15 protein-coding genes and 3 pseudogenes are annotated in these 21815 nt (G+C 72.6%); 10 read left to right on the top strand and 8 right to left on the bottom strand.

The genetic code is table 11. The annotated features are described in order from the left end of the window. Positions 1 to 11: 11 nt before the first annotated feature. The 3 genes from KGS77_RS20905 to KGS77_RS20915 form a co-directional block, all read right to left on the bottom strand. On the bottom strand, positions 12 to 1016 hold the full coding sequence (locus tag KGS77_RS20905; RefSeq protein WP_242584113.1) for an ABC transporter permease subunit: 1005 nt from the start codon (positions 1014 to 1016) through the stop codon (positions 12 to 14). Continuing rightward, positions 1013 to 2077 (bottom strand): ABC transporter ATP-binding protein, encoded by a 1065-nt coding sequence (locus KGS77_RS20910; protein WP_242584115.1) that lies wholly within the window; start codon positions 2075 to 2077, stop codon positions 1013 to 1015. Before KGS77_RS20910 ends, KGS77_RS20905 begins: the two co-directional genes overlap by 4 nt. 117 nt (positions 2078 to 2194) lie before the next feature. Then, entirely contained in the window at positions 2195 to 2731 is a 537-nt protein-coding gene (locus tag KGS77_RS20915) for a GNAT family N-acetyltransferase (RefSeq protein WP_242584117.1), read from the bottom strand. A gap of 157 nt (positions 2732 to 2888) precedes the next feature. Between KGS77_RS20915 and KGS77_RS20920 the strand changes: the two genes are divergently transcribed. Then, on the top strand, positions 2889 to 3686 hold the full coding sequence (locus tag KGS77_RS20920; protein ID WP_242584119.1) for an exodeoxyribonuclease III: 798 nt from the start codon (positions 2889 to 2891) through the stop codon (positions 3684 to 3686). Here the strand turns inward: KGS77_RS20920 and KGS77_RS20925 are convergent. The 3 genes and pseudogenes from KGS77_RS20925 to KGS77_RS20935 all read right to left on the bottom strand — a co-directional run bounded on the left by KGS77_RS20925 (position 3664) and on the right by KGS77_RS20935 (position 6156). After that, positions 3664 to 4584 (bottom strand): hypothetical protein, encoded by a 921-nt coding sequence (locus tag KGS77_RS20925; RefSeq protein ID WP_242584121.1) that lies wholly within the window; start codon positions 4582 to 4584, stop codon positions 3664 to 3666. The genes KGS77_RS20920 and KGS77_RS20925 overlap by 23 nt on opposite strands. Further along, positions 4581 to 5327, bottom strand: a complete 747-nt coding sequence (locus KGS77_RS20930; protein WP_242584123.1) for an ATP-binding cassette domain-containing protein — start codon at positions 5325 to 5327, stop codon at positions 4581 to 4583. The genes KGS77_RS20925 and KGS77_RS20930 overlap by 4 nt, the downstream gene beginning before the upstream one ends. A gap of 95 nt (positions 5328 to 5422) precedes the next feature. After that, positions 5423 to 6156: pseudogene (locus KGS77_RS20935) on the bottom strand (MerR family transcriptional regulator). 279 nt (positions 6157 to 6435) lie between these two features. Between KGS77_RS20935 and KGS77_RS20940 the strand changes: the two are divergent. From KGS77_RS20940 to KGS77_RS20955, 4 genes are all read left to right on the top strand, one after another. Beyond that, positions 6436 to 7995, top strand: a complete 1560-nt coding sequence (locus KGS77_RS20940; protein ID WP_242584125.1) for an NAD(P)/FAD-dependent oxidoreductase — start codon at positions 6436 to 6438, stop codon at positions 7993 to 7995. Beyond that, on the top strand, positions 7992 to 9113 hold the full coding sequence (locus KGS77_RS20945) for an alpha/beta hydrolase (RefSeq protein WP_242584127.1): 1122 nt from the start codon (positions 7992 to 7994) through the stop codon (positions 9111 to 9113). Before KGS77_RS20940 ends, KGS77_RS20945 begins: the two co-directional genes overlap by 4 nt. A gap of 8 nt (positions 9114 to 9121) precedes the next feature. After that, positions 9122 to 10069 carry an SDR family oxidoreductase gene (locus tag KGS77_RS20950; protein ID WP_242584129.1) on the top strand — a complete coding sequence of 316 codons (948 nt, stop codon included), beginning with the start codon at positions 9122 to 9124 and terminating at the stop codon, positions 10067 to 10069. 124 nt (positions 10070 to 10193) lie between these two features. Then, the gene (locus tag KGS77_RS20955; RefSeq protein ID WP_242584131.1) at positions 10194 to 11555 is read left to right on the top strand and encodes a helix-turn-helix transcriptional regulator; all 1362 of its coding nucleotides are present in this window, start codon (positions 10194 to 10196) and stop codon (positions 11553 to 11555) included. On the opposite strand, the gene KGS77_RS20960 is transcribed toward KGS77_RS20955, so the two are convergent. After that, positions 11548 to 15540: a S41 family peptidase gene (locus KGS77_RS20960; RefSeq protein WP_242584133.1), complete on the bottom strand. Its 3993-nt coding sequence runs from the start codon at positions 15538 to 15540 to the stop codon at positions 11548 to 11550. The genes KGS77_RS20955 and KGS77_RS20960 overlap by 8 nt on opposite strands. A 302-nt stretch (positions 15541 to 15842) precedes the next feature. On the opposite strand from KGS77_RS20960, the gene KGS77_RS20965 reads away from it, so the two are divergent. Further along, complete coding sequence (locus KGS77_RS20965; RefSeq protein ID WP_242587595.1) at positions 15843 to 16415, top strand: TetR/AcrR family transcriptional regulator; 573 nt, start codon at positions 15843 to 15845, stop codon at positions 16413 to 16415. 368 nt (positions 16416 to 16783) lie between these two features. Here the strand turns inward: KGS77_RS20965 and KGS77_RS20970 are convergent. After that, positions 16784 to 17709, bottom strand: a pseudogene (locus tag KGS77_RS20970) (NADP-dependent oxidoreductase). A gap of 153 nt (positions 17710 to 17862) precedes the next feature. Here KGS77_RS20970 and KGS77_RS20975 point away from each other — a divergent pair. From KGS77_RS20975 to KGS77_RS20990, 4 genes and pseudogenes are all read left to right on the top strand, one after another. Further along, positions 17863 to 18543, top strand: coding sequence for a TetR/AcrR family transcriptional regulator (locus tag KGS77_RS20975; RefSeq protein WP_242584134.1), 681 nt, complete (start codon positions 17863 to 17865; stop codon positions 18541 to 18543). Positions 18544 to 18828: 285 nt separating this feature from the next. Continuing rightward, positions 18829 to 20091, top strand: a pseudogene (locus tag KGS77_RS20980) (energy-coupling factor ABC transporter permease); the annotation flags it as partial. Between the two features lie 216 nt (positions 20092 to 20307). Next, complete coding sequence (gene cbiQ, locus KGS77_RS20985; protein WP_242587596.1) at positions 20308 to 21021, top strand: cobalt ECF transporter T component CbiQ; 714 nt, start codon at positions 20308 to 20310, stop codon at positions 21019 to 21021. Next, complete coding sequence (locus tag KGS77_RS20990) at positions 21018 to 21809, top strand: ABC transporter ATP-binding protein (protein ID WP_242584137.1); 792 nt, start codon at positions 21018 to 21020, stop codon at positions 21807 to 21809. The genes cbiQ and KGS77_RS20990 overlap by 4 nt, the downstream gene beginning before the upstream one ends. Positions 21810 to 21815 lie beyond the last annotated feature (6 nt).

Consider the following 21815-nt stretch of genomic DNA (forward strand, 5'->3'; position numbering starts at 1 on the left):
CCCGGTGCCGCTCAGAGCGGCCGTCGGCGGGCCCACCACACGATGAGGGCGGCCACGGCCACGGTCAGCGCCAGCAGGATGCCCGCCGCCCGCCACTGCATGCCCCCCATCTGGTCGTACGAGAAGTACTCCACCACGTTGTTGACGATGCCTTTCTGCGCCCGGCAGGCGTCCGGGTGGGCGTCGCCGACGCAGGTCCCGAAGCCGTAGAGCCGGCCGTCCGCGGTGCCGACCCAGTTGTCGACCTGGACGCTGTCGGCGGGCATCGGCGGGAAGTCCCCGCTGAAGGGGTACGTCAGGACGCGCGGCGTGGCCAGCCGGGGGACCACGCGGTCCCACAGCATGCCGAAGGCCACGGTGAAGACGAACGTGATCGCCATGCCGGGCCGCACCCGCCGTACGAACATCCCGATCGCGACGGCGCACACCGTAAGGAAGAGGGCGCTTGCCACCGGGACGGGGCCGGTGGCGTCGAAGATGCCGGTGTGCAGCCAGTCACCGCCGTCGACCAGCTCGTGGGCGGGCTCCCACAGCCAGGTGAAGGCCGCGGACAGCGCGGTGGTGCAGAGCAGCACCATCAGCAGTGGCAGGCTGAGCTTGACGGCGATCCAGCGTCCGCGGCTCGCGGACTGGGTGGTGACGAGCTTGACGGTGCCGTGCTCCTGCTCCGCGGCGATCAGCGGCGCGCCGAGGAAGATCGCGGCGACGGCGGGCAGATAGCCGAGGAAGGAGCGGGTGTTGTCGAACAGCCAGCGGTACTGGTTCTGGAACCTCTGGGCGAGGTCCTCGTACGCCTGGCCGGTGGTCTTGGTGCCGGGCGAGTCGGCCAGCTCCATCACGCCCGCGCGGTGGTACGCGAAGACCGCGCAGCCGACGACGGCGCAGGCGATGCCGATCCAGAAGGCGGTGCGGTGACGGCGCCACACCAGCCAGGTCATGCCGTGCAGGATGCCGCGCCGGGGCGTGGCGGTCCTCGTCGCGTCGTCCGCCGACGCGGTGGGTGTCACCGTGTTCATACCGCCGCTCCTCGCTGCCCGCTGCCGCTCGGCCTGCCGCCGTCCCTGTCCCCGTCTTCGCCCCTGCCCCCGTCCATGCCGCCATCCCCGCCATCCCCGTCGACGTCATCGACGTCACCGCCGTCACCGCCGTCACCGCCGGCCCCCGTGCTCGCGCTCCGCACCCGGGCCTCGGCCGAGATCAGCGGCGGTGCCTGCGGCGAACGGAGGTAGGCCAGCAGCACTTCCTCCATGCTCGGGACGTGGGTCTCCCAGGCGTCCTCGAACCGCCCGCCGGGCCGTACCAGAGCGGTGAACTGCCGCCCCGTGACGCGGGATTCGACGACGGTGTGCTGCCGGGTCAGCTCCTCCGGCACGCCGGTGCCCCGGGCGACGCCGGTCACCAGTGCGTGCGCCGGCACCAACTCGTCGGTCTGCCCGGCCATCCGCAGCCGGCCCTCCGCCAGGACCAGCAGGTAGTCACACATCTCCGCCATCTCGGAGAGCATGTGGGAGGACATCAGTACGGTCGTGCCGTGCTCGGCGGCCTCGGCCATCAGCAGCCCGGACATCTCGTGCCGGGCGAGCGGGTCGAGGTCGGACATCGGCTCGTCCAGCAGGAGCAGCCGGGGCCGCTTGCCGAAGGCGAGCGCGAAGGCGACGCGGGTGCGCTGGCCGCCGGAGAGCGTGCCGACGCGGGCGGTCGGCGGGATGTTCCCGGCGCCGACGATCCGCTCGGCCGCCGCCTGGTCCCAGCGCGGGTTCAGCTCCCGGCCCATGCGCAGGGTCTCTTCCACGGTGAAGCGCGGGTAGAGCGGTTTGTCCTGGGATAGGTAGGCGACGTGCTCCAGGACGGCCGGGTCGGTGACCGGCACACCGAACAGCCGCAGCGTCCCGGTGGTCGCCTGCACCAGCCGGGTCGCCAGCCCCAGGAAGGTGCTCTTGCCGGCGCCGTTGGGGCCGACGAGCGCGCAGACATGCCCCGCCGGGAGGCGGAAGGAGCAGTCCCGCAGCGCCCAGCCGCGGCGGTACTTCTTCCCGAGGCCGTACGCCTCGACGGCCCATGGGCCCGGATCGCTCACCCGTGTCCCCCCTTTAGCTAGTTAATTAGTGGAATGAGTATGGAGAGCGGCCGAGACGTGTGTCAACAGAAACGATCAGCCCGCCCGCCGCCCTGGGGCCCACTCACCCCACGACACTCACCAGGCCGCCGGCCGCACCCCCGGCGTCCTACGCTGCGCAGGGACCCGCGCCCCCTCCGCGACCAGCGGCTTCGCCATGCACCGCAGCCCCTCGTACGCCTGGTTGAAACCGAACTTCTCCACCACCCGGTAGCCGCAGGAGGAGTAGAGCGCGAACGCCTCGGGCTGCTTGTACCCGGTCTCCAGCACCATGCGCGTACGGCCCGCGGCGCGCGCGTCCGCCTCCAGGGCGGCGAGAATGCGCCGGGCCAGCCCCCGCCCGCGCGCCTGCGGCACCACGAACATCCGCTTGACCTCGGCGTCCCCGTCCGCGTAACCCAGCTCACCGCGCTCCTGCGCCCGCCAGCCCCCGCTCGCCAGCGGCCGGCCGTCCTCGTACGCGATCAGATAGGCCCCACGCGGCGGGGCGAACATCTCGGGGTCCAGCGGCGTGAGATCGCCCTGACCGCCGTAGCGCCGGATGTACTCCTGCTGCACCATCGCGTCGAGCGTGACCGCGTCGGGGTCGTCGAACCGCACAGAACGAATCTCCATCCGAAAATCGTACGGGCGCCCCAGACCTCCCCCAAACACCCCCAGACCCTCAACCCACCCCCGAATCGGACGCAAACCCCTCCCACTAGGCAAAATCGCCCCGAGTCGCCGCCATCGCGTAGGCTGCGCTGCCGCCAGCGCGAAGAGGGAGCTTGCTTTGCTGACCGTGACCACCGTGAACGTCAATGGCCTGCGCGCCGCCGCCAAGAAGGGTTTCCTGCCGTGGCTGGCGCAGACCGACGCCGACGTGATCTGCCTCCAGGAGGTACGCGCCGAGCCCGGCCAGCTCCCCGAGGAGGTCCGCGCACCCGACGGCTGGCACACCCTGCACGCCCCCGCCGCCGCCAAGGGCCGGGCCGGCGTCTCCCTCTACACCCGGCGCGAGCCCGAACGGATGCAGGTCGGCTTCGGCTCCCAGGAATTCGACGGCAGCGGACGCTACGCCGAGATCGACCTCCCCGGCGTCACCGTCGCCAGCCTCTACCTGCCCTCCGGCGAGGTCGGCACCGAGCGCCAGGACGAGAAGGAACGCTTCATGGCGGAGTTCCTCCCCCACCTCGTCCGCCTCAAGGAACGCGCCGCCGCCTCCGGCCGCGAGGTCCTGGTCTGCGGCGACTGGAACATCGCCCACCGCGAAGCGGACCTGAAGAACTGGAAGGCCAACCAGAAGAAGGCCGGCTTCCTCCCCGAGGAGCGCGCCTGGCTCACCCGCGTCTTCGACGAGGCCGCGTACGTCGACGTCGTCCGCGCCCAGCACCCGGACACCCAGGGCCCGTACTCCTGGTGGTCCTACCGCGGCCGTGCCTTCGACAACGACGCCGGCTGGCGCATCGACTACCACGTCGCGACCCCGTCCCTCGCCGCCCGCTGCATCAAGGCGTACGTGGAACGGGCCGCCACCCACGACCAGCGCTGGAGCGACCACGCGCCGGTCACGGCGGTGTTCGACCTCTAGGGAGCCGTCGCGCATCCCGTACGAAGCCCCGTCCGCGCGCCTCACCGGTAGGGCGCAGACGCGGCAGGGCGGCGGTGAACTCCTTCGGTACGCAGATGCGCGGGGTGCGCGCGGTGCCCTTGTCGCACACCTGGGCCCCGGCGCGCGGAACGGTCGGCGTCTCGTACCCGGCGTCGGCGACCAGGGCCTGCGCCGGTACGGCCGCGGCGGTCAGACAGCACAGGCCCGCCGCCGCCCTCACCAGGCGGCTGCCCCGGCGGACGGACGCCAGCAGTACCCCGGTCACGGCGCCCGCCATCAGCAGGGCGGGGGCGAGCAGCACGCCGGGGGCGATGCTGTCGGTGACGGTGGCGGCGTCGACCGGGAGCCCGTTGAGGTAACGCACCCACGGCGTCTCCAGCGAGGCCGGGATCAGGATCCAGAGGGAGAGGACGAGGGTGATCGCCGGGGCCGCGAGCGTGCGTGGCAGCAGGCATCCGGTGCCGAAGCCGATGACGGCGGCCCCGCACTGGAGGGTGAGGGTGAGGGCGAGCTGGGGCAGGTCCTCGAACCTGGGCAGGGCGGACACCCGTAGCGAGGCGACTGCGAGGACCGCGGTGTCCAGGAGGACGATGAGGAGGAGTACGGGGCGGGCCGTGTCCAGGGCGATGCGGTACCGGCCGCGGGAAGGGGTCAGCGACCACACCTGCCCCGCCCGCAGACGCCCCGCCTCCCAGGCGGCGATTCCCGCGAGCACTCCGGGTACGGGGCCCAGCGCGCGTGCCGTGACGAAGACGGTGTCCGCGCCGAATCCCGTGGCGCGGGTGCGCCAGGTGAAGGCGTAGAAGAGGGCGATGCCCATGAGGACGGGGCCGGCCCAGGGCAGCGATGACCGTCGTAATGCCTTGAGGAAGCTCATGCCCGGCTTCCCTCGGTCAGTACGTGGTAGGCGGAGTCGGCCTGCCGTCCCGGCGTCGCGCCCGGGGCGGCATGGGAGAGGAAATCGTCCACGGTGCCTTGGAAGGTGAGCCGTCCGTCGAGCAGCACGAGCACGTTGTCGTACACCGATTCGAGATCGGCCGTGTCGTGGGTGGACAGAAGCACGTGGACCGAGCGCGGCAGATTGCCGAGGATTTCATGGAAGACGGTCCGCTGCCGGGGGTCCATGCCCGCGGTGGGCTCGTCCAGCAGCAGCACCTCCGCGCCGTGGACGAGGGACTGCGCCACCCCGACCCGGCGCTGCTGTCCTCCCGACAGTTGACCGATCTTGTCGTTGCTCCGGTCGCCCAACTCCACCTGCTGAAGCGCCCGGAGCGACCTGTCCCATGCCTCGGCCCGCGACATGCCTTTGAGCCAGCCGACGTAGGCGACCTGTTCGCGCGCCGTCAGGCCGGGTACGGCGCTCAGGTGCTGAGGCATCCAGGCGACGCGCCGTCGGTAGGCGGATAACGCTCTGCGGTCGCCGGTGGCCAGGCCCTGGTAACTGACGCTTCCCGTTTGAGGGGCCAGTGCCGAGGCGGCGAGTCCGAGCACGGTGCTCTTCCCCGCGCCGTTCGGGCCGAGGAAGACGGTGCGCCCTTGCGGGATCAGGCAGTGGAAGCGGCGGATGACGCGTCGTCTGCGGCGGTATCCGAAGGCACAGGACGAGAACTGTATGGGCATGAGGGCATCAGAGTAGACATGAGCGGACATTGTCGAACGGCCGGCGGCAACCTTGATCAACTTGTGACGGTGCGCCCGTTCGGAGGTGGGGGTGATCAGTTGTCCGGGGTGGGGGATTCGCTCAGCCAGGTGTCGAGTTCGGTACGGATGCGGCGGTCCATGGCCATGGAGACCTCGGCCTCGACGACGGCCTTGGAGACGGGGCGGAGTTTTTCGATGATGTCGGTGAGGCGGGTGATCTCTTCTGGGGTGGGGGATCACCGGGGGTGGAGCGGCTGAGGATGTCGGACAGGGCGTGGGTGCGTATGAGGGTGGTGAAGATGGCGGCCAGGGCGTCGGCGTGGGCACGGACCTCGCGGCCTGCGGCCAGGACGGCGGCCAGGGGGACGCCGGCGGCGACCAGTTCGGTGGAGGCGTCCAGGAGACGGCGGCTGACGTGGACGAACTCGTCACCGTCCACGGCGAGATAGCCGATGTCCAGGGACGCGGAGAGATTCTCGGCGGTGACGTCGTCGCGGAAGTGGTCGGCGAGTTCCTCGGGGGTCAGCCGGACCGGTGTCTCCTCCGACCAGGGCGCCACGATCGTGGATTCCAGGCCGAGCAGTTCGCCGACGTCCCGGCCGCTTTCGAAGGCGGAGAGGAGTTCGGCGATGCCGCCCAGGGTGTGGCCGCGTTCCAGGAGGGCCGTGATCGTACGGAGCCGGGCGAGGTGGTGCTCGGTGTACCAGGCGATCCGGCCCTCGCGGCGCGGGGGCGGGAGCAGCTTGCGCTCGCGGTAGAAGCGCAGGGTGCGGACGGTGATGCCGGCTTCCTCGGCCAGTTCGGACATGCGGAATTCGCGAGGGGACGAGGGAGACGAGGGAGGAGGCGGGGGCGGGGGTGTGTGCGGTGTGGGGTGCCGGTCGGGGGCCGGGCCGCCGGGGGCCTCGTTCGTCTTCCGCTGGTTCGCCACGGGCTCAGCCTATGACGTGGGCCCGGCGGCGGTCCGGGGTGCGACCGCCGGTAACTTCCTGGCCCGTACCCCCTACCGCTCGGTACGAGGCTGCCCTACTCTCCCATCGTGCCAGTGATTGCTGGCGCGGTTCAGCCGATCTCGGGAGGCGGTGGCATGACCGAGCGAGAACACGGACACGTGCGGGGGCGTGGGCAGGAGCGTGAGCACGTACGGGTGGCGGTGATCGGGTCCGGATTCGGCGGGCTGGGGGCGGCCGTACGGCTGCGCCGCCAGGGCATCACCGACTTCGTGATCCTGGAGCGCGCCGGCGCGGTGGGCGGCACCTGGCGGGACAACACGTATCCGGGGTGCGCATGCGACGTGCCCTCGCACCTGTATTCATTCTCCTTCGCCCCCAACCCCCACTGGCCGCGCAGCTTTTCGGGACAGCCGCACATCCGCGCGTACCTGGAGCACGTCACCGACACTTTCGGGCTACGCCCGCACGTACGGTTCAACTCCGAAGTACTGGGCCTGCGGTGGGACGGTGACGCACTGCACTGGGAGATCGAGACCACGCGCGGGGAGCTGACGGCGGATGTCGTGGTCTCGGCCACCGGGCCGCTGTCCGACCCCCGGATCCCGGATGTTCCCGGACTGGACACCTTCCCCGGCCGGGTCTTCCATTCCTCACGCTGGGACCACGACTACGACCTGCGCGGAAAGCGCGTCGCGGTGGTCGGTACGGGCGCCTCGGCGATCCAGATCGTCCCCTCGATCCAGCCGGCGGTGGACCGCCTCACTCTCTTCCAGCGCACCCCCGCCTGGGTGCTGCCGCGCCTGGACCGCCGGGTGAGCGGCGTGGAACGGTGGCTGCACGGTGCCGTACCGGCGACCCGGGCCCTGCGCCGCGGGATTCTTTGGAGCATCCGTGAGTTGCAGGTCAGCGCGTTCACCAAGCGGACGCAGGAGATGAGACTGGTCGAGGTCGTGGCCAAGGCGCATATGAGGCGGGCGGTCAAGGACCCCGCGCTGCGCGCCAAGCTCGTCCCGGACTACCGCATCGGCTGCAAGCGCATCCTGCTGTCCAACGACTACTACCCGGCGCTCGCCCGGCCCAACGTCGAGGTGGTGGCCACCGGGCTGAAGGAAGTGCGGGGCAATGTGCTCATCGGCTCGGACGGTACGCGTACCGAGGCCGACGCGATCGTCTTCGGTACGGGTTTCCGGGTGACCGACATGCCCATCGCCCACCGGGTCACCGGCGCCAACGGGACGACGCTGGCCGAGGAGTGGAAGGACGGCATGGAGGCGCTGCGCGGCACCAGCGTGGCCGGCTTCCCCAACTTCCTGACGATCATCGGCCCCAACACCGGCCTGGGCAACAGCTCGATGATTCTGATCATCGAGTCCCAGCTCACCTATCTGAGTGATTTCATGCGGCAGCTCGACACCCTCGGCGGCAAGATCGCGCTGGATGCCCGGCCGTCGGCGATGCACGCCTGGACGCGCCGTATGCAAAAGCGGATGGAGCACACGGTGTGGAACGCCGGCGGCTGCACGAGCTGGTACCTGGACGCCGAAGGCCGCAACACCACCGTCTGGCCCGGCACCACCGCCGAGTTCAAGAAGGTGACCCGGCAGGTGGACCTCGCCGAGTACCAGGTGCTGCGCGCCCCCGCCCGTACGGCGGTCCCCGGTGCGCGGCCCACGACGACGGGAGCGGTGGCATGACACGTCCGGCACTGATGACATCCGCCGTCCCTGTGAAGCGTCCGGCACATATGACGTCCGGGCCGTACGCGCCTCCGGCACCGCGCCGCGAGCTGACCGTGACCTCGGCCGACGGCACCCGGCTGTACGCGCAGATCCACGGGCCAGGTGACGGTGACGGTGACGGGGGCGCGTACGGCCCGTCATCAGGAGCCGTCCTCGCCGCCTCCACCGTGCCCGCCGCCTCCACCGGCCCCGCCGTCCCCACCGTCGTCCTCTCGCACGGCTGGACCTGCTCCACCGCCTTCTGGGCGCCGGTCGTCCGCGACCTGGCCGCCGACCACAAGGTGGTGCTGTACGACCAGCGCGGGCACGGCCGCACCCCGGCCGTGGGACCGGCCGGCTACAGCACCGACGCGCTGGCCGACGACCTCGTGGCCGTCCTGGACGCCGCCCTCGCCCCGGGCGAGCGGACCGTACTGGCCGGGCACTCCATGGGCGGCATGACGATCATGGCCGCCGCGGACCGGCCGGCCCTGCGCGAGCGGGCCGCCGCCGTCCTGCTGTGCAGCACCGGCAGCGCGAACCTGGCGGCCGAATCCCGGGTCGTACCGCTGCGTACGCCCGGCGCGCGCCGCCGCGCGCACGCCCTGCTGCTGGGTTCCCGCGCCCCGCTGGGACCGGTCACACCGGTCACCAAACGGCTCCTGAAGTACGCCACGATGGGGCCGGCTGCCACACCCGAGCAGGTGGAGGCGTGCGCCCGGATCGTACAGAGCTGCCCGGTGGGCGTACGGGCCAAGTGGGGCAGGGTGCTCTCCGGCCTCGAACTCACCGGCGGCGCGGGCCGGCTGACCGTACCGACGGCCGTGATCGCGGGCACCGCCGACCGGCTCACGCCTCCCGTACAGGCCCGCCGGCTGGCCTCCGTACTGCCCCACTTCCTCGGCCTGACCGAGATAACCGGCGCCGGACACATGACGCCCATGGAGGAACCGGCGGTGGTCGCGAGCCGCATCCGCGAACTGGTGCGTGATCACCTTCTCGGCACGGACCGGGAGGCCGAGGCGTCGTGGAGTCCCCGGTCGCGGTGGCAGGAGCAGGAAGAGGAAGAGGAAGAGGGGGAGAGGACCGCATGAGTGCACGCATGAGCACAGGCATGAGAACACATACGAGCGCGGGCACGGGCACCGGCAGGAACGCCCGCAGGGGCCTGGAGGGGCAGGTCGCGGTGGTCACCGGCGCGGCCCGCGGGGTCGGTGAGCTGCTGGCCCGCAAGCTCTCCGCGCGCGGCGCCACCCTCGCGCTGGTCGGTCTGGAGCCGGCGGAACTGGCCGGGGTCGCCGCCTCGCTGTACGGAGAGGCACACCACTGGCACGCGGATGTCACCGACCACGAGGCGATGGCCCGGGTCGCCCGCGAGGTCGAGGAGCGGTTCGGGAAGGCCGACATCGTCGTGGCCAACGCCGGGGTGGCGACCGGCGGCCCGTTCGCCGACTCCGACCCCGCCGCCTGGAAGCGGGTCATCGAGGTCAACCTCGTCGGAAGCGCGGTCACCGGCCGTGCGTTCCTGCCCGCGCTGACGGCCTCCCGCGGCTACTTCCTCCAGATAGCCTCGCTCGCCGCTCTCACCCCGGCGCCCATGATGACGGCCTACTGCGCCTCCAAGTCCGGTGTGGAGGCGTTCGCCCACAGCCTGCGGGCCGAGGTCGGCCACAAGGGCGTACGGGTCGGTGTCGGCTATCTGAGCTGGACCGACACCGACATGGTGCGCGGTGCCGACCAGGACGAGGTGATGCGCGAGCTGCGCGCGCGGCTGCCGTGGCCCTCTAACAAGACCTACCCGCTGGGGCCCGCCGTGGACCGCATCGTCGCCGGTATCGAACGCCGCTCCGCGCATGTGTACGGGCAGTGGTGGCTGCGCGGCATGCAGTCCGTACGCGGCTGTCTGCCCTCGGTCATCGGCACGGTGGGGCAGCGCGAGATGCGGCGCTTCGGGAACCGGATCGAGGGCCTGCGGACCGGGCTGGTGGGCGCGGGCGGCGCGGCGGACGAGAAGGCACGGGCGGACGGGAGGGCTCGGGCGGACCGGTGAGGGCTCGGGCGGGCCGGTGAGGGCGGAGGAAGCGGGTGGGGTCCGCGGGCTCTGTGTGCGGACAGGGACGGCTGGCCGGATATGAGCGTTGCCGCCGGCCGGAGCCGGGGCGAAGATGGCCCGCATGGCAAGCCCGGGAGACAGCCGCGGGCACTGGCGCCCCCAAGTACCCTGCCGCACCGACGAGTTCATGGCGCAGCTCCGCCATCTGAAGGACCACGCAGGTCTGACGTACCGGCAGTTGGAGCAGCGGGCGGCGGCACACGGCGATGTCCTGGCGCGCAGCACGATCGCGGACGTGCTGCGCCGGCCGGCCCCGCCGCGCCCCGATGTGCTCGCCGCGTACGTACGGGCCTGCGGCTGCCAGGAAGCGGAGGTCCGGGAGTGGCTGGCGGCGGGCGCCCGACTGGAGGGGCGGCAGACCGCCGGCACGTCCCGGCCCTGCGCCGCCGACACCGGGCGCGTGACCGCACGTGTCGACGCGAACGCCGGTGAAGAGGATGGCGGCGTTGAGGGTGACGGCGTTGCGGGGGAGGACGTCGCAAGCGACAACGTTGCGTGTGATGACGTTGCGGGCGACGGCGTTGCGGGAGCTGCTGAAGCACGCAACGGAGATGCCGGGGCTGGTGATGCGGGTGACGGTGACGACCGTGGCCCGGTCGGCGCCATCAGGAAGCCTGCCGCCGCCTTCGGCTCTCCTTCTCCCGCCATCCGTGCCGCCCCCATCGACGAGCAGGCCGTCGCCACCCCGGGTGAGTTCCCCGCCGACACCCTGGTCTCGCACCCCCCGCGCCGCGCCCGCCCGTCCCGCAGGGCGTGGCTGCTCAGCGGCGCCGCGGCCTCCGTACTGCTGCTCGCGGTGGCGGCCCGGCTGCTGACGCCCGGTGACGGCGACGGCGGACCCGCTTCCCCGGCGCCCGGCCGGCACGCGCCCGGCGCCGTGCCGACGGCCGGCGGCACCGGGACGGGCGAGGGCCGCGGGGCCGGTCCGGCCGGCCGGCCGCCCGACGGGCTCACCCGCATCCGTCCGGCCGCCGCCCCCGGCCTGTGCCTGTCGGAGGCGACGGAGGACCGCACCGGCGGGAACAGGACGATGGCCGGGCTGCGCCCCTGTTCCCGCGCGGTACCGCCGCGCACCTACCTGGTGCCGGTCGGCCATGGCCGCTTCCTCATCAAGTGGACGCACCCCGACAAGGGCGGACCCGGATGTCTGACCGTGCTGCGGGAACACGGGGCGGCCGACGGCCTGCTGGAGCCGTATCCCGAGCAGCACTGCTCCGAGCACGGCCCCGACCAGCGGCTGCGCATCGAACGGGTCACCGGGACGCGGGAGCGCCCGGTCTACCGGATGCGGCCCGCCGAACGCGAGGGCTGCATCGGTCTGCGGGATGGCGACGACGAGCGGGCGGCCGTGTCCGGCGCGCTGTTCCAGCGCGAACCCTGCACGGGAGGGGCCGACCAGCGCTTCCTGATCGGACTCAGGTGAGGCCCGGGGCCGAGCCCGGATACGAGCCCGAGGCCGAACCCCGGCCCGGGGCCGAGGCCGAGCTCGGGTCCGACGCCGAGCCCGGGTCCGAGGCCGAACCCGGATCCGACGCCGAGTCCGGGGCCGGGCCGCCACCGTTCCGGTACGGCCGTGCGGACAGAGCACCCACGCTCCCGCCGCCGCCCGCGTGCCCGTTCCCGTGCCCTGCGTTCCCGTTCCCGCGCCCTGTGTGCTCGTCCTCCGAAGGTCGCGCCCCGCGCGGCGGCAGCGTCGGCCGCCGGCGGTCCGGCACGCCGGAGAGGTCCGGCGCGACCGCCGCCGGGTGGCGTTCGAGCAGGTCCAGGGCCGTACGGACGGCGACGCCCAGTTGCGGGTGGCGGCCCTCGGCCCAGTGCAGCGGTGAGCGCAGCGCCTCGATGTCCGCCTCGACGCCGTGGTTCTCCACCCCCCAGCCGTACGCGTCGAACCACGCGGCGTTCATCGGCACGGTGATCGCCGTACCGTCCACCAGCCGGTGCCGGCCGGTCATCCCCACCACGCCGCCCCAGGTCCGCATGCCCACCACCGGCCCGATGCCCTGGAGTTTGAAGGCGGCGGTGATCATGTCGCCGTCGGAGGAGGTCATCTCGTCGGCGACCGCGACGACCGGTCCGCGCGGGGCGTTGCTCGCGTACGAGACCGGCTCGGCGTCGCGGGTCAGGTCCCAGCCGACGATCGTACGGGTGAGCTTCTCGACGACCAGTTCGGAGATGTTGCCGCCCGCGTTGCCCCGTACGTCCACGATCAGCGCGGGCAGCGAGACCTCCATGCGCAGGTCCCGGTTGAACTGGGCCCAGCCGGACCCGCCCATGTCGGGGATGTGTAGATAGCCGCACTTGCCGCCGCTCAGCTCCCGTACGACCGCGCGGCGCTTGGCGACCCAGTCCTGGTAGCGCAGCGGGCGCTCGTCCACCAGCGGGACGACCGCCACCCGCCGCGGCGGCCCGACGTATCCCTTGGCGGGGGTGAAGGTCAGCTCGACGGTGGTGCCGCCGGCCGCGGCCAGCAGCGGGCCCGGCCCGGTCACCGGGTCCACCGGGCGGCCGTCCACATGCGTGAGCACCGAGCCCTCGCGGATGCCCGTACCGGCCAGCGGGGAGCGGGCCTTGGGGTCGGAGGACTCGCCGGGCAGGATGCGCTGCGCCAGCCAGCGCCCGTCGCGGCACACGAAGTTGGCACCGAGCAGGCCGATGGCGCGCTGGTAGTGCGGCGGCCCCTCGTTGCGGCGGCCTCCGGTGACGTACGCGTGGGAGGTGCCCAGCTCGCCCAGCACCTCGCGCAGCAGGTCCGCGAACTCGTCCGGGGAGGCGACGCGTTCGAGCAGCGGGCGGTACTGCGCCAGCACCGCGTCCCAGTCGATGCCGCACAGACCCGGGTCCCAGAAGTACGCGCGGATGATGCGGCCCGCCTCCTCGTACGCCTGGCGCCACTCCGCCGCCGGGTCCACGTCGTGCAGGATGCGCCGAGGGTCCAGGTAGACGGTCGAATCGCCGTCGGCGGTCTCGGTGGCGGGCACCGCGCGCAGCTCGCCCTCGTCGTTGATCACCAGCCGGCTGCCGTCGCCGCTGAGGGCGAAGGAGTCCAGGGAGCTGGTGAGTTCGGTGCGCTTGGCCTTGACCAGGTCGAAGTGTTCCAGGGTCGGCTGGCCGGAGGTGTTGTCGGGGCTGGCGAAGGTCTCACCGAGCGCGCCGGAGATCGGCCAGCGCAGCCACACCAGCCCGCCGCCGCTGACCGGGTACAGCGAGGAGTACTTCGAGGCCGAGACCGGGAAGGGGGTCACCCGGCTGGCCAGACCCTCGGCCTCCACCAGCACCGGCGCGCCGGTCTCGCCGGGGTGCTCGGCCGGGTCCAGGCCGCCCGCCGCGGGCCGCCCGTCCGGTAGCAGCGCGAAGGGCGAGGGGGTCGCGGAGGACAGCGGTACCAGGTGCGGTCGGCAGCCGAGCGGGAAGGACAGGTCGCCGGTGTGCACGTCGTAGACCGGGTCGAAGCCGCGCCAGGACAGGAAGGCGAGGTAGCGGCCGTCGCGGGTGAAGACCGGCTGCTCGTCCTCGAAGCGGCCGTTGGTGACGTCCACGACCGTGCCGTCGGACAGCTTGGCGATTTTGATCTTGCGCAGGGAGCGGCCGATGCCTGGGTGGGACCAGGTCAGCCAGTTGGAGTCGGGGGAGAAGGCAAGATCGCGTACGGGGCCGTTGGTGGAGCGGACCAGTTCGGTCACCGGCGCGGAGGCCCGCGCGGCATCGGTCTGTACGGCATCGGTCTGTACGGAACCGTTCTGTGCGGGGCCGTTCTGTGCGGCATCGCTTTGCGAGGCAACGTTGCGTGCGGCAATATCCTGACCGGCATCACTTTGTGCGGCATCGTTCCGTGCGGCACCGTTCCGTGTGGCGTCACCCTTCGCGGCGTCGTCCCCCGTGCCGCTGACGTCCTCGCCGCCGCTGTCGTTGCCCCGTACCTCCGCGCTGCCGCTGTCGCCGTCGTCCCGTACCTCCGTGCCGTCCTCGCCGGTGTCCACCAGCAGCAGCCGCCCGTCGTGCGCGGCGACCGCCAGCCGCTCGCCGTCCGGTGAGGAGACCAGCTCGTGGACCCGGCCCAGCGCACCGGCCGCGATCCGGCGCGGCGGGCGCGCGGTGCCGGCCCTGGGCAGATCGGCGATCTCGACGGCGTCCTCGCCCTCGGCGTCGGTGACGTACGCGATCCGGCCGGTGGAGCCGAGCATCTCGGGGAGCCGGACCCGTACGCCCGGGACGTCGTGGATGGTGCGGGCCGGGCCGTCGCGGTGGGTGAGCCAGTACAGGCTGCCGCGGACGCCGAGCGCGCTGGCCCGGCCGGTGGTGTCCACGGCGACGGAGTTGATGTGCGAGCCGGCCGGTACCTGGTACGGGCGGCGGCCGGCGCGCGGACCGCCCAGCCGGACCCGGAGCCGGCGCGGCTCGGCGGTGGGGGCCAGGTCGTCGATCAGCCACAGTTCGCCCGCGCACTGGTAGACGATGCGGGTGCCGTCGGTCGAGGCGTGCCGGGCGTAGAAGTCGGTGTGGTCGGAGTGCCGGCGCAGGTCCGTACCGTCCAGTCGGCACGAGTAAACGTTGCCTACGCCCTCGTGGTCGGAGAGGAACGCGATCCGGCCCCGGGCGCCCCCGGAGCCCCTCACGCCTTCCCCGCGCCCGTCGCAGCCCACGAACATCACCGAGTCCAGGTGGCCGTTCAGGCCGGGCAGCAGGCGGGTGCCGTGCAGCCACAGCCGGCCCGTGGCGCCGCCCCGGTAGCGCTTCCAGGCGGCGGGCTCGTGCGGCGGCTTACCCGTCAGCAGGAGGGTGCGGCGCTCCGTACCGCCGTGGTCGTGGCCGTCCTCGCCGCCGGAGCGGGAGCCGGAGCCGGAGCCGGAATCGAAACCGGAACCGGAACCGGAATCGCCGGAGGTGGGGGCCGGGTCGGCGGTGACCGGGCCGGGGCCCGCGGGGTCCACCGCGTCCACGTCGCAGGGCGGCAGCTCGCAGGCGGGGAGGTCGGCGACGGCGATGTCGGCCACCGGGCCCCAGGGCAGCTTGCGCCCGGGGCTGCCGTCGGTCGGCACGCTGTAGGCCCAGGAGTAGTACGAGAAGGGCTGGCCGTGCGAGGAGACGGCGAGGACGTCCCCGTCCGGGCCCCAGCCGCACACCCGGGTGTCCGTACTGCCCCAATAGGTCAGCCGGCGGGCCGTACCGCCGTCGACCGGGGCGAGGTGGACCTCCGGGTCCAGGCTGCGCCAGGTGGTGAAGGCGACGTGCCGGCCGTCGGGGGAGAAGCGCGGGTGGCCGACGCGGGTGCGGTCGACGGTGAGCCGCCAGGCGCGCGGGACCGGCCCGCCGTCGGTGGCCAGGGGGGCGATCCACAGATCGTCCTCGGCGGCGAAACACAGCATCTCGCCGTGGAGATGCGGGAACCGGAGATACGCGCCGTCGCTCACGTCCCCATGGTTTCGGCACCCCGTACGGGCGGCAACTCGACCCCGCGACCTCCGTGACCGCCTGACGGCCGCCGCCCCGGGATCTCCGTGGCCGCGCGACGGCCGTTGTCCCGCGACAGCCGTTGTCCCGCGACGGCCGTTGTCCCGCGACCTCCGTGACCGCCCGCGCCCGGTCGTCACCTCCTGGCTCCGTGACGCAGAACACCGGCCGGAGGTTCTCGTTCGGCCGCCGGGAGGAGTACCGTCGTACCGTCGATGTGTACGAAACCGTTTCGTTCATGTCGAGGGACGTGGAGGTGCCCATGGGCCGCAGCCGACTGACGCCCGAACGGGAGGCCGAGCTGTACGCGGCCGTGCTCGACCTGCTCCGGGAGGTCGGTTACGACGCCCTGACGATGGACGCCGTCGCTGCCCGTACGCGCTCCAGCAAGGCCACCCTCTACCGCCAGTGGCAGGGCAAGCCCGAGCTGGTCGCCAGGGCGCTGCGGCACCGTAAACCGGTGCGCGCGGCGGGCATCGACACCGGGACCCTGCGCGGCGACCTCCACGAGATGGTGGCGCGCGACGACGACCGGCGCATGGAGCGCGACTCAGCCCTGATGCGGGGCCTGGTCCGGGCCGTGCACGACAACCCCGACCTGCACCGGGCGCTGCGCGAGCAGCTCATCGAGCCGGAGGTCACGGGACTGGACGCGATGCTGCGGCGGGCGGTGGACCGGGGCGAGCTGGCCGCCGACCACCCTGCGCTGACGTACGTGCCGCACATGCTGGTGGGCGCCCTGGCGGCCCGGCAGCTCATCGAGGGCCGGCCGGTGGACCGGGCGTTCCTCACCGGATACCTGGACGCGGTGGTGCTGCCCGCCCTCGGCGTCTGACGCCGCGCCCGCCTGCTGCCGGTGTGCCGCCGCGTACGGCCGGCGCCGGGACAACTTCACACACCTCACAAGCCTCCGAAGGCGCCGTCAATGAGCGGAGCGGCGCCACGGAGTACGCGCCCGCCCGTGGGGACGGGGAACGGCGCGCGACGAGGACCCGGCGGCGGCCTCCCCGGACGGAGGCCCGCCGGGCCACTCGGAATCCGCTCCGGCCCGGACACCGGTGCCCTCTCCAGTCGTACGAGGTCCAGCCGTACGAGCTCCAGCCGTACGAGCTCCAGTCGTACGAGCTCCAGCCCTACGAGTTCCAGCCGTACGAGTACGAAGCGCCGAGACATCACCCGAAGTGCGGCCCGAGCGCCACCAACTCAGGGCACGGTGATGATGATCTTTCCGCGTGCGTGGCCGGCGGCGCTGGCGTCATGGGCCGCGGCGGTCTCCTTCAGCGGGAACGCGGCGTGCAGGGGGACGGTGAGGCGGCCCTGATCGGCCAGGTCCGCCGCAAACGGCAGCCCTGCCCAGCCCGGTGACCCTCCTGCCTCGGAGCGGGAGAACCGCACTCCGTGCCGGGCGGCGTCGAAGTCCGCGATGGTCACCACGCGGTGCGGGTCGCCGACGATGGACACCAGTTCGGCAAGGGAGCCCTTGCCGGCCGCGTCCAGAACCACGTCGACACTGCGCGGAGCCAGTGCAGCAAGGCGATCGGCCAGCCCCGGCCCGTAGGTGACCGGTACGACGCCGAGTCCCTTGAGGAAACTGTGATTGCCCTCGCTGGCGGTGCCGATCACGGTGAGGCCGCGGGCCCGGGCGAGTTGCGCGGTGATGGTGCCGACACCGCCGGCGGCACCCTCGATCAACAGGGTCATGCCCTCGACGGCGTCCAAGGCTTCCAGTACACGCGTGGCCGTGTCGATATTGCCCGCGGCGCCACCCGCTTCCCCGAAGGACCACGACCGAGGCTTGGGCGCCCACGCCTCCAGCACGGCGTACTCGGCCGCGGCGCCGCCCCGGTCCGCGTAGGGAACGAGACCGAAGACCGCGTCTCCCACGGCGGTGCCGGTCACTCCCTCCCCACCTCGTCGACGATGCCCGCGGCATCCATGCCTGGTATGTGGGGCAAGTCCAGGGAGACGACGTCCTGCAACATCCCTGAACGCAGGTACCAGTCGGCAGGGGTGACTCCGGTGGCACGTACGGCGATGCGGACCCGGCCGGGCCCGGCGTGCGGCTCCTCGACCTCTTCGACGGCAAGAACCTCGGAACCGCCATAGCGGTGGTACTGCACAGCCAACACGGACAGCCTCCATACATACGGCACGTCGTTCGACAGGAGAACCCGCAGCCGCTCACCTCCGCGGCCGGGAGCCGGCTGCGGGAGCCCGCAGCATCACGTCACGCTAACCCTGCTAAACGGTCGACCTCTTCCGTTTGTGCTTAAGTGGGAGACATGCCTGACCAACTGTCTCGGAACCCACCCACCTCCCCCGACGGAGCCCCCGCCCCGAGACAGCGAGCCGACGCCCGGAACAACCGCGCCCGGCTCCTCCAGGCCGCTCGCGACGCGTACGCCCTCGACGGCACCGACGTGCCCTCCAGCGCAATCGCCCGCCGAGCCGGTGTGGGTGCCGCCACCCTCTACCGGCACTTCCCGACCCGCGGCTCGCTGATCGCGGCTGCGTTCTCCGAACAGCTCGGCCAGTGCGTTGCGGCCGTTGACGAGGCCCTCAAGGACGACGATCCCTGGCGCGGACTTCGTACCGCCCTCACCGAGGTCTGCCGGATGCAGGCCGAGGACCGCGGCTTCAGTGCCGCGTTCCTCGCCGAATTCCCCGACGCGCCCGACGTCCGGCGTGAACGTGCCCGCGCGGAGTCGGGCCTCGCCCGGCTGGTACAGCGTGCGAAGGACGCCGGACAGTTGCGCAAGGACTTCGACAGCAGCGATATCACGCTGCTGCTCCTGGCCAACAACGGCGTCCTGCGCGACTCCCCGGCGGCTTCCATGGCCGCGTCGCGCCGCCTGCTCGCCTACTTCCTCCAGTCCTGCCGGCCGGCGGACGAGATGCCGCTGCCCGAACCCGCGCCACTCCGCCTCGACGACCTGTACAGGGCACCGCGTCGAACGGGATGACCGGATTGTCGAAGACGCGTTCGGTGATTCGGCGATTCCGTGATTCGGTGGCTGGTCGGCAGGCGGTGTGCGGCCGGGGTACGCAGGACCGCGCGGGTTCTGCGCAGCTTCGGCGGCTGTGTCCATGACGCCGACCTTCGCACAGATGCCCGGCTTTGCCGCTTTTCGGACGGCGCGGGGGTGACGCAACCGTTGTCGTCTCGCATGGCGAGCGCTCTTGCGACTTCATTGCAGTACGGCTCACGATAGGGGAATCCCGGCGCTCGGAGCGAAAGAACACTTGGCATGCACGTACCAGACGGCTTCATCAACGCACCGGTGTCGGCGGGGGCCGGAGCGCTCGCCGCGGTCGCCGTCGCGGTCAGCCTCCGGGGTGCCCGCCGCGAACTGAGCGGCGGCACCGGCGGCATCACCGCGGCCGACGGCACCACCGGCGGCGGCGAGCGCACGGCGCCGCTCGCGGGCCTGGTCGCGGCCTTCATCTTCGCCGTCCAGATGCTCAACTTCCCGGTCGCCGCCGGCACCAGCGGCCACCTCCTGGGCGGCGCGCTGGCCGCGATCCTGGTCGGCCCGTACACCGGCGTGCTCTGTGTCTCCGTCGTGCTGCTCATGCAGGGAGTGCTCTTCGCGGACGGCGGGCTGACCGCGCTGGGCGTCAACATCACCGACATGGCGATCGTGACGACGGTCGTCGCCTACGGCATCTTCCGCGGCCTGGTCAAGGTGCTGCCGCGCCGCCGCCGCTCGGTCACGGCCGCCGCGTTCGCCGCCGCGGTCGTCTCCGTTCCGGCCGCCGCCGTCGCCTTCACCGCCCTGTACGCGCTCGGCGGCACCACCGACGTCTCCATCGGCACGGTCTTCACGGCCATGGTCGGCGTCCATGTCCTGATCGGCCTCGGCGAGGCGGCGATCACCGCGCTGACGGTCGGCGCGGTGATCGCCGTACGCCCGGACCTGGTGTACGGCGCCCGCGGACTGGCCCGGCCGCTGGAACTGCGGACGGTCCCGCTGACGCCGGTACGGCCGGCCGGGGCCGAAGCGCCCGGGGCCCAAGCGCCCGGGATCCAGCCGACGGCCGACGGGGCCGGCGCCATGGCCGGTACCCCGCTCGCCGCGGCGGCCGGGAGCACTGCCGCACCGGACGCCGTCGCCCGTACGGCCGCCGCCGCTGACGCCAACCCCAGCACCAGCAGCACCGACGCCACATCAGCCGGACCGGTGCCCGCCGCGGCACCTGGAGGGCGCCCCCGTTCCGTCCGCCGGGTGTGGCTGGCCGGCCTCGCCGCCGCGCTGGTGTGCGCGGGCGGCGTCAGCTACTACGCGTCCACCAGCCCGGACGGCCTGGAGAAGGTCGCCCACGACAAGGGCCTGGACACCAGGACCGAGGAGCACGCCGCCAAGGACTCCCCGCTCGCCGACTACAGCGTCAAGGACATCGCGAACCCGCGGATCTCCGGCGGCCTCGCCGGGGTGATCGGCGTCGGCGCAACCCTGGCCGTGGGCACCGGCGTCTTCGTCCTCGTACGCCGCCGCAGGTCCGGCGCACAGCAGGACGCCGCAGAGCAGCACACCGCCCCCACGGCGCCGGGCAGCAGCACACCGCCCCCCACGGCGCCGGGCAGCAGCACACCGCCCCCCACGGCGCCGAGCCGCACGGCGAGGCCCTCTGACATGGCCACCGGCACCCATACGGTCCGGCCCCCCGCCCGCCCGGCCCCCGGCGGCCCGGGCGTCCGCGCGCTCTACCGGCACGGCCACTCGCCCGTGCACCGGCTCCCCGCGCAGTGCAAGATCGCCGCGGTCTTCTTCTTCGTCCTGACCGTGGTCGCCACCCCGCGCACCGCGCTGTGGGCCTTCGCCGCGTACGCCCTGCTGCTCGCGGCCGTCGCCGGGGCGGCCCGCATCCCCGCCCGCACCCTCCTCAAGCGGCTGCTGATCGAGGTGCCCTTCGTGGCCTTCGCCTTCCTGATGCCCTTCGTGGCACAGGGCCCGCGCGTCCACATCCTGGGGATGACGCTGAGCGAGTCCGGACTGTGGGGCGCCTGGAACATCCTGGCCAAGGGCACGCTGGGCGTCGCCGCCTCCGTCCTCCTGGCCTCCACCACCGAGCTGCGCGCCCTGCTGCTCGGCCTCCAGCGGCTGCGGATGCCCCCGCTGCTCGTACAGATCGCGTCCTTCATGATCCGTTACGGCGATGTGATCACCGACGAGATGCGGCGGATGCGTATCGCCCGGCTCTCCCGCGGCTTCGAGGCGCGCGGCGTACGGCACTGGGGCGTGCTCGCCAAGTCCGCGGGCGCCCTGTTCATCCGCTCCTACGAACGCGGCGAACGGGTCCACCTGGCCATGGTCAGCCGCGGCTACACCGGCAGCATGCCCGTCATCGACGAGACCACCGCCACCCGGGGCCAGTGGTGCCGCGCCGCCGCCCTCCCCCTGGCCGCCCTCGCCGTCTGCCTGCTGGGATGGACCCTATGAACACCGGCATCACCACTACCGGCATCACCACCACCGGCACCGCGCCTTCCCTGGAGGTCCGCGGTCTGGCCTACGCCTATCCCGACGGCCACCAGGCTCTGTTCGGCGTCGACCTGACCGTCGCACGCGGCGAGCGGGTCGCGCTGCTGGGCCCCAACGGCGCCGGGAAGACCACGCTGGTCCTGCACCTCAACGGCATCCTGGAGGCCGGCGCCGGGACCGTACGCGTGGCCGGACTGCCCGTCGGCAAGCGCGACCTGGCCGAGATCCGCCGCCGGGTGGGCATCGTCTTCCAGGACCCCGACGACCAGCTCTTCATGCCCACCGTCCGGGAGGACGTCGCCTTCGGGCCCGCCGCGGCCGGGCTGCGCGGCGCCGAACTGGAGGCCCGCGTCACCGAGGCCCTCGACCAGGTCGGGATGGCCGGTTTCGCCGACCGGCCGCCGCACCACCTCTCCTTCGGGCAGCGCCGCCGGGTCGCCGTCGCCACCGTCCTGGCCATGCGCCCGGAGATCCTCGTCCTGGACGAGCCGTCCTCCAACCTCGACCCCGCCTCGCGCCGCGAACTCGCCGACATCCTGCGCTCCCTGGACGTCACCGTGCTGATGGTCACCCACGACCTTCCGTACGCGCTGGAGCTGTGCCCGCGCTCGGTCGTGCTGTCCGGGGGCGTCATCGTCGCCGACGGCACCACGCAGGACCTGCTGTGCGACACCGGCCTGATGCGCGCCCACCGGCTGGAGCTGCCCTTCGGCTTCGACCCCCGCTCGGTGACCCTGCCGCAGTGACGAACC

Source organism: Streptomyces sp. MST-110588, assembly GCF_022695595.1.
Lineage (GTDB): Bacteria > Actinomycetota > Actinomycetes > Streptomycetales > Streptomycetaceae > Streptomyces.

Bases quoted from the DNA above. Each gene is read 5' to 3' on its own strand.
- KGS77_RS20905 (WP_242584113.1), bottom strand. From the start codon at position 1,016: ATGAACACGGTGACACCCACCGCGTCGGCGGACGACGCGACGAGGACC.
- KGS77_RS20915 (WP_242584117.1), bottom strand. From the start codon at position 2,731: ATGGAGATTCGTTCTGTGCGGTTCGACGACCCCGACGCGGTCACGCTC.
- KGS77_RS20925 (WP_242584121.1), bottom strand. From the start codon at position 4,584: ATGAGCTTCCTCAAGGCATTACGACGGTCATCGCTGCCCTGGGCCGGC.
- KGS77_RS20930 (WP_242584123.1), bottom strand. From the start codon at position 5,327: ATGCCCATACAGTTCTCGTCCTGTGCCTTCGGATACCGCCGCAGACGA.
- KGS77_RS20940 (WP_242584125.1), top strand. From the start codon at position 6,436: ATGACCGAGCGAGAACACGGACACGTGCGGGGGCGTGGGCAGGAGCGT.
- KGS77_RS20945 (WP_242584127.1), top strand. From the start codon at position 7,992: ATGACACGTCCGGCACTGATGACATCCGCCGTCCCTGTGAAGCGTCCG.
- KGS77_RS20950 (WP_242584129.1), top strand. From the start codon at position 9,122: ATGAGCACAGGCATGAGAACACATACGAGCGCGGGCACGGGCACCGGC.
- KGS77_RS20955 (WP_242584131.1), top strand. From the start codon at position 10,194: ATGGCAAGCCCGGGAGACAGCCGCGGGCACTGGCGCCCCCAAGTACCC.
- KGS77_RS20965 (WP_242587595.1), top strand. From the start codon at position 15,843: ATGGGCCGCAGCCGACTGACGCCCGAACGGGAGGCCGAGCTGTACGCG.
- KGS77_RS20975 (WP_242584134.1), top strand. From the start codon at position 17,863: ATGCCTGACCAACTGTCTCGGAACCCACCCACCTCCCCCGACGGAGCC.
- KGS77_RS20990 (WP_242584137.1), top strand. From the start codon at position 21,018: ATGAACACCGGCATCACCACTACCGGCATCACCACCACCGGCACCGCG.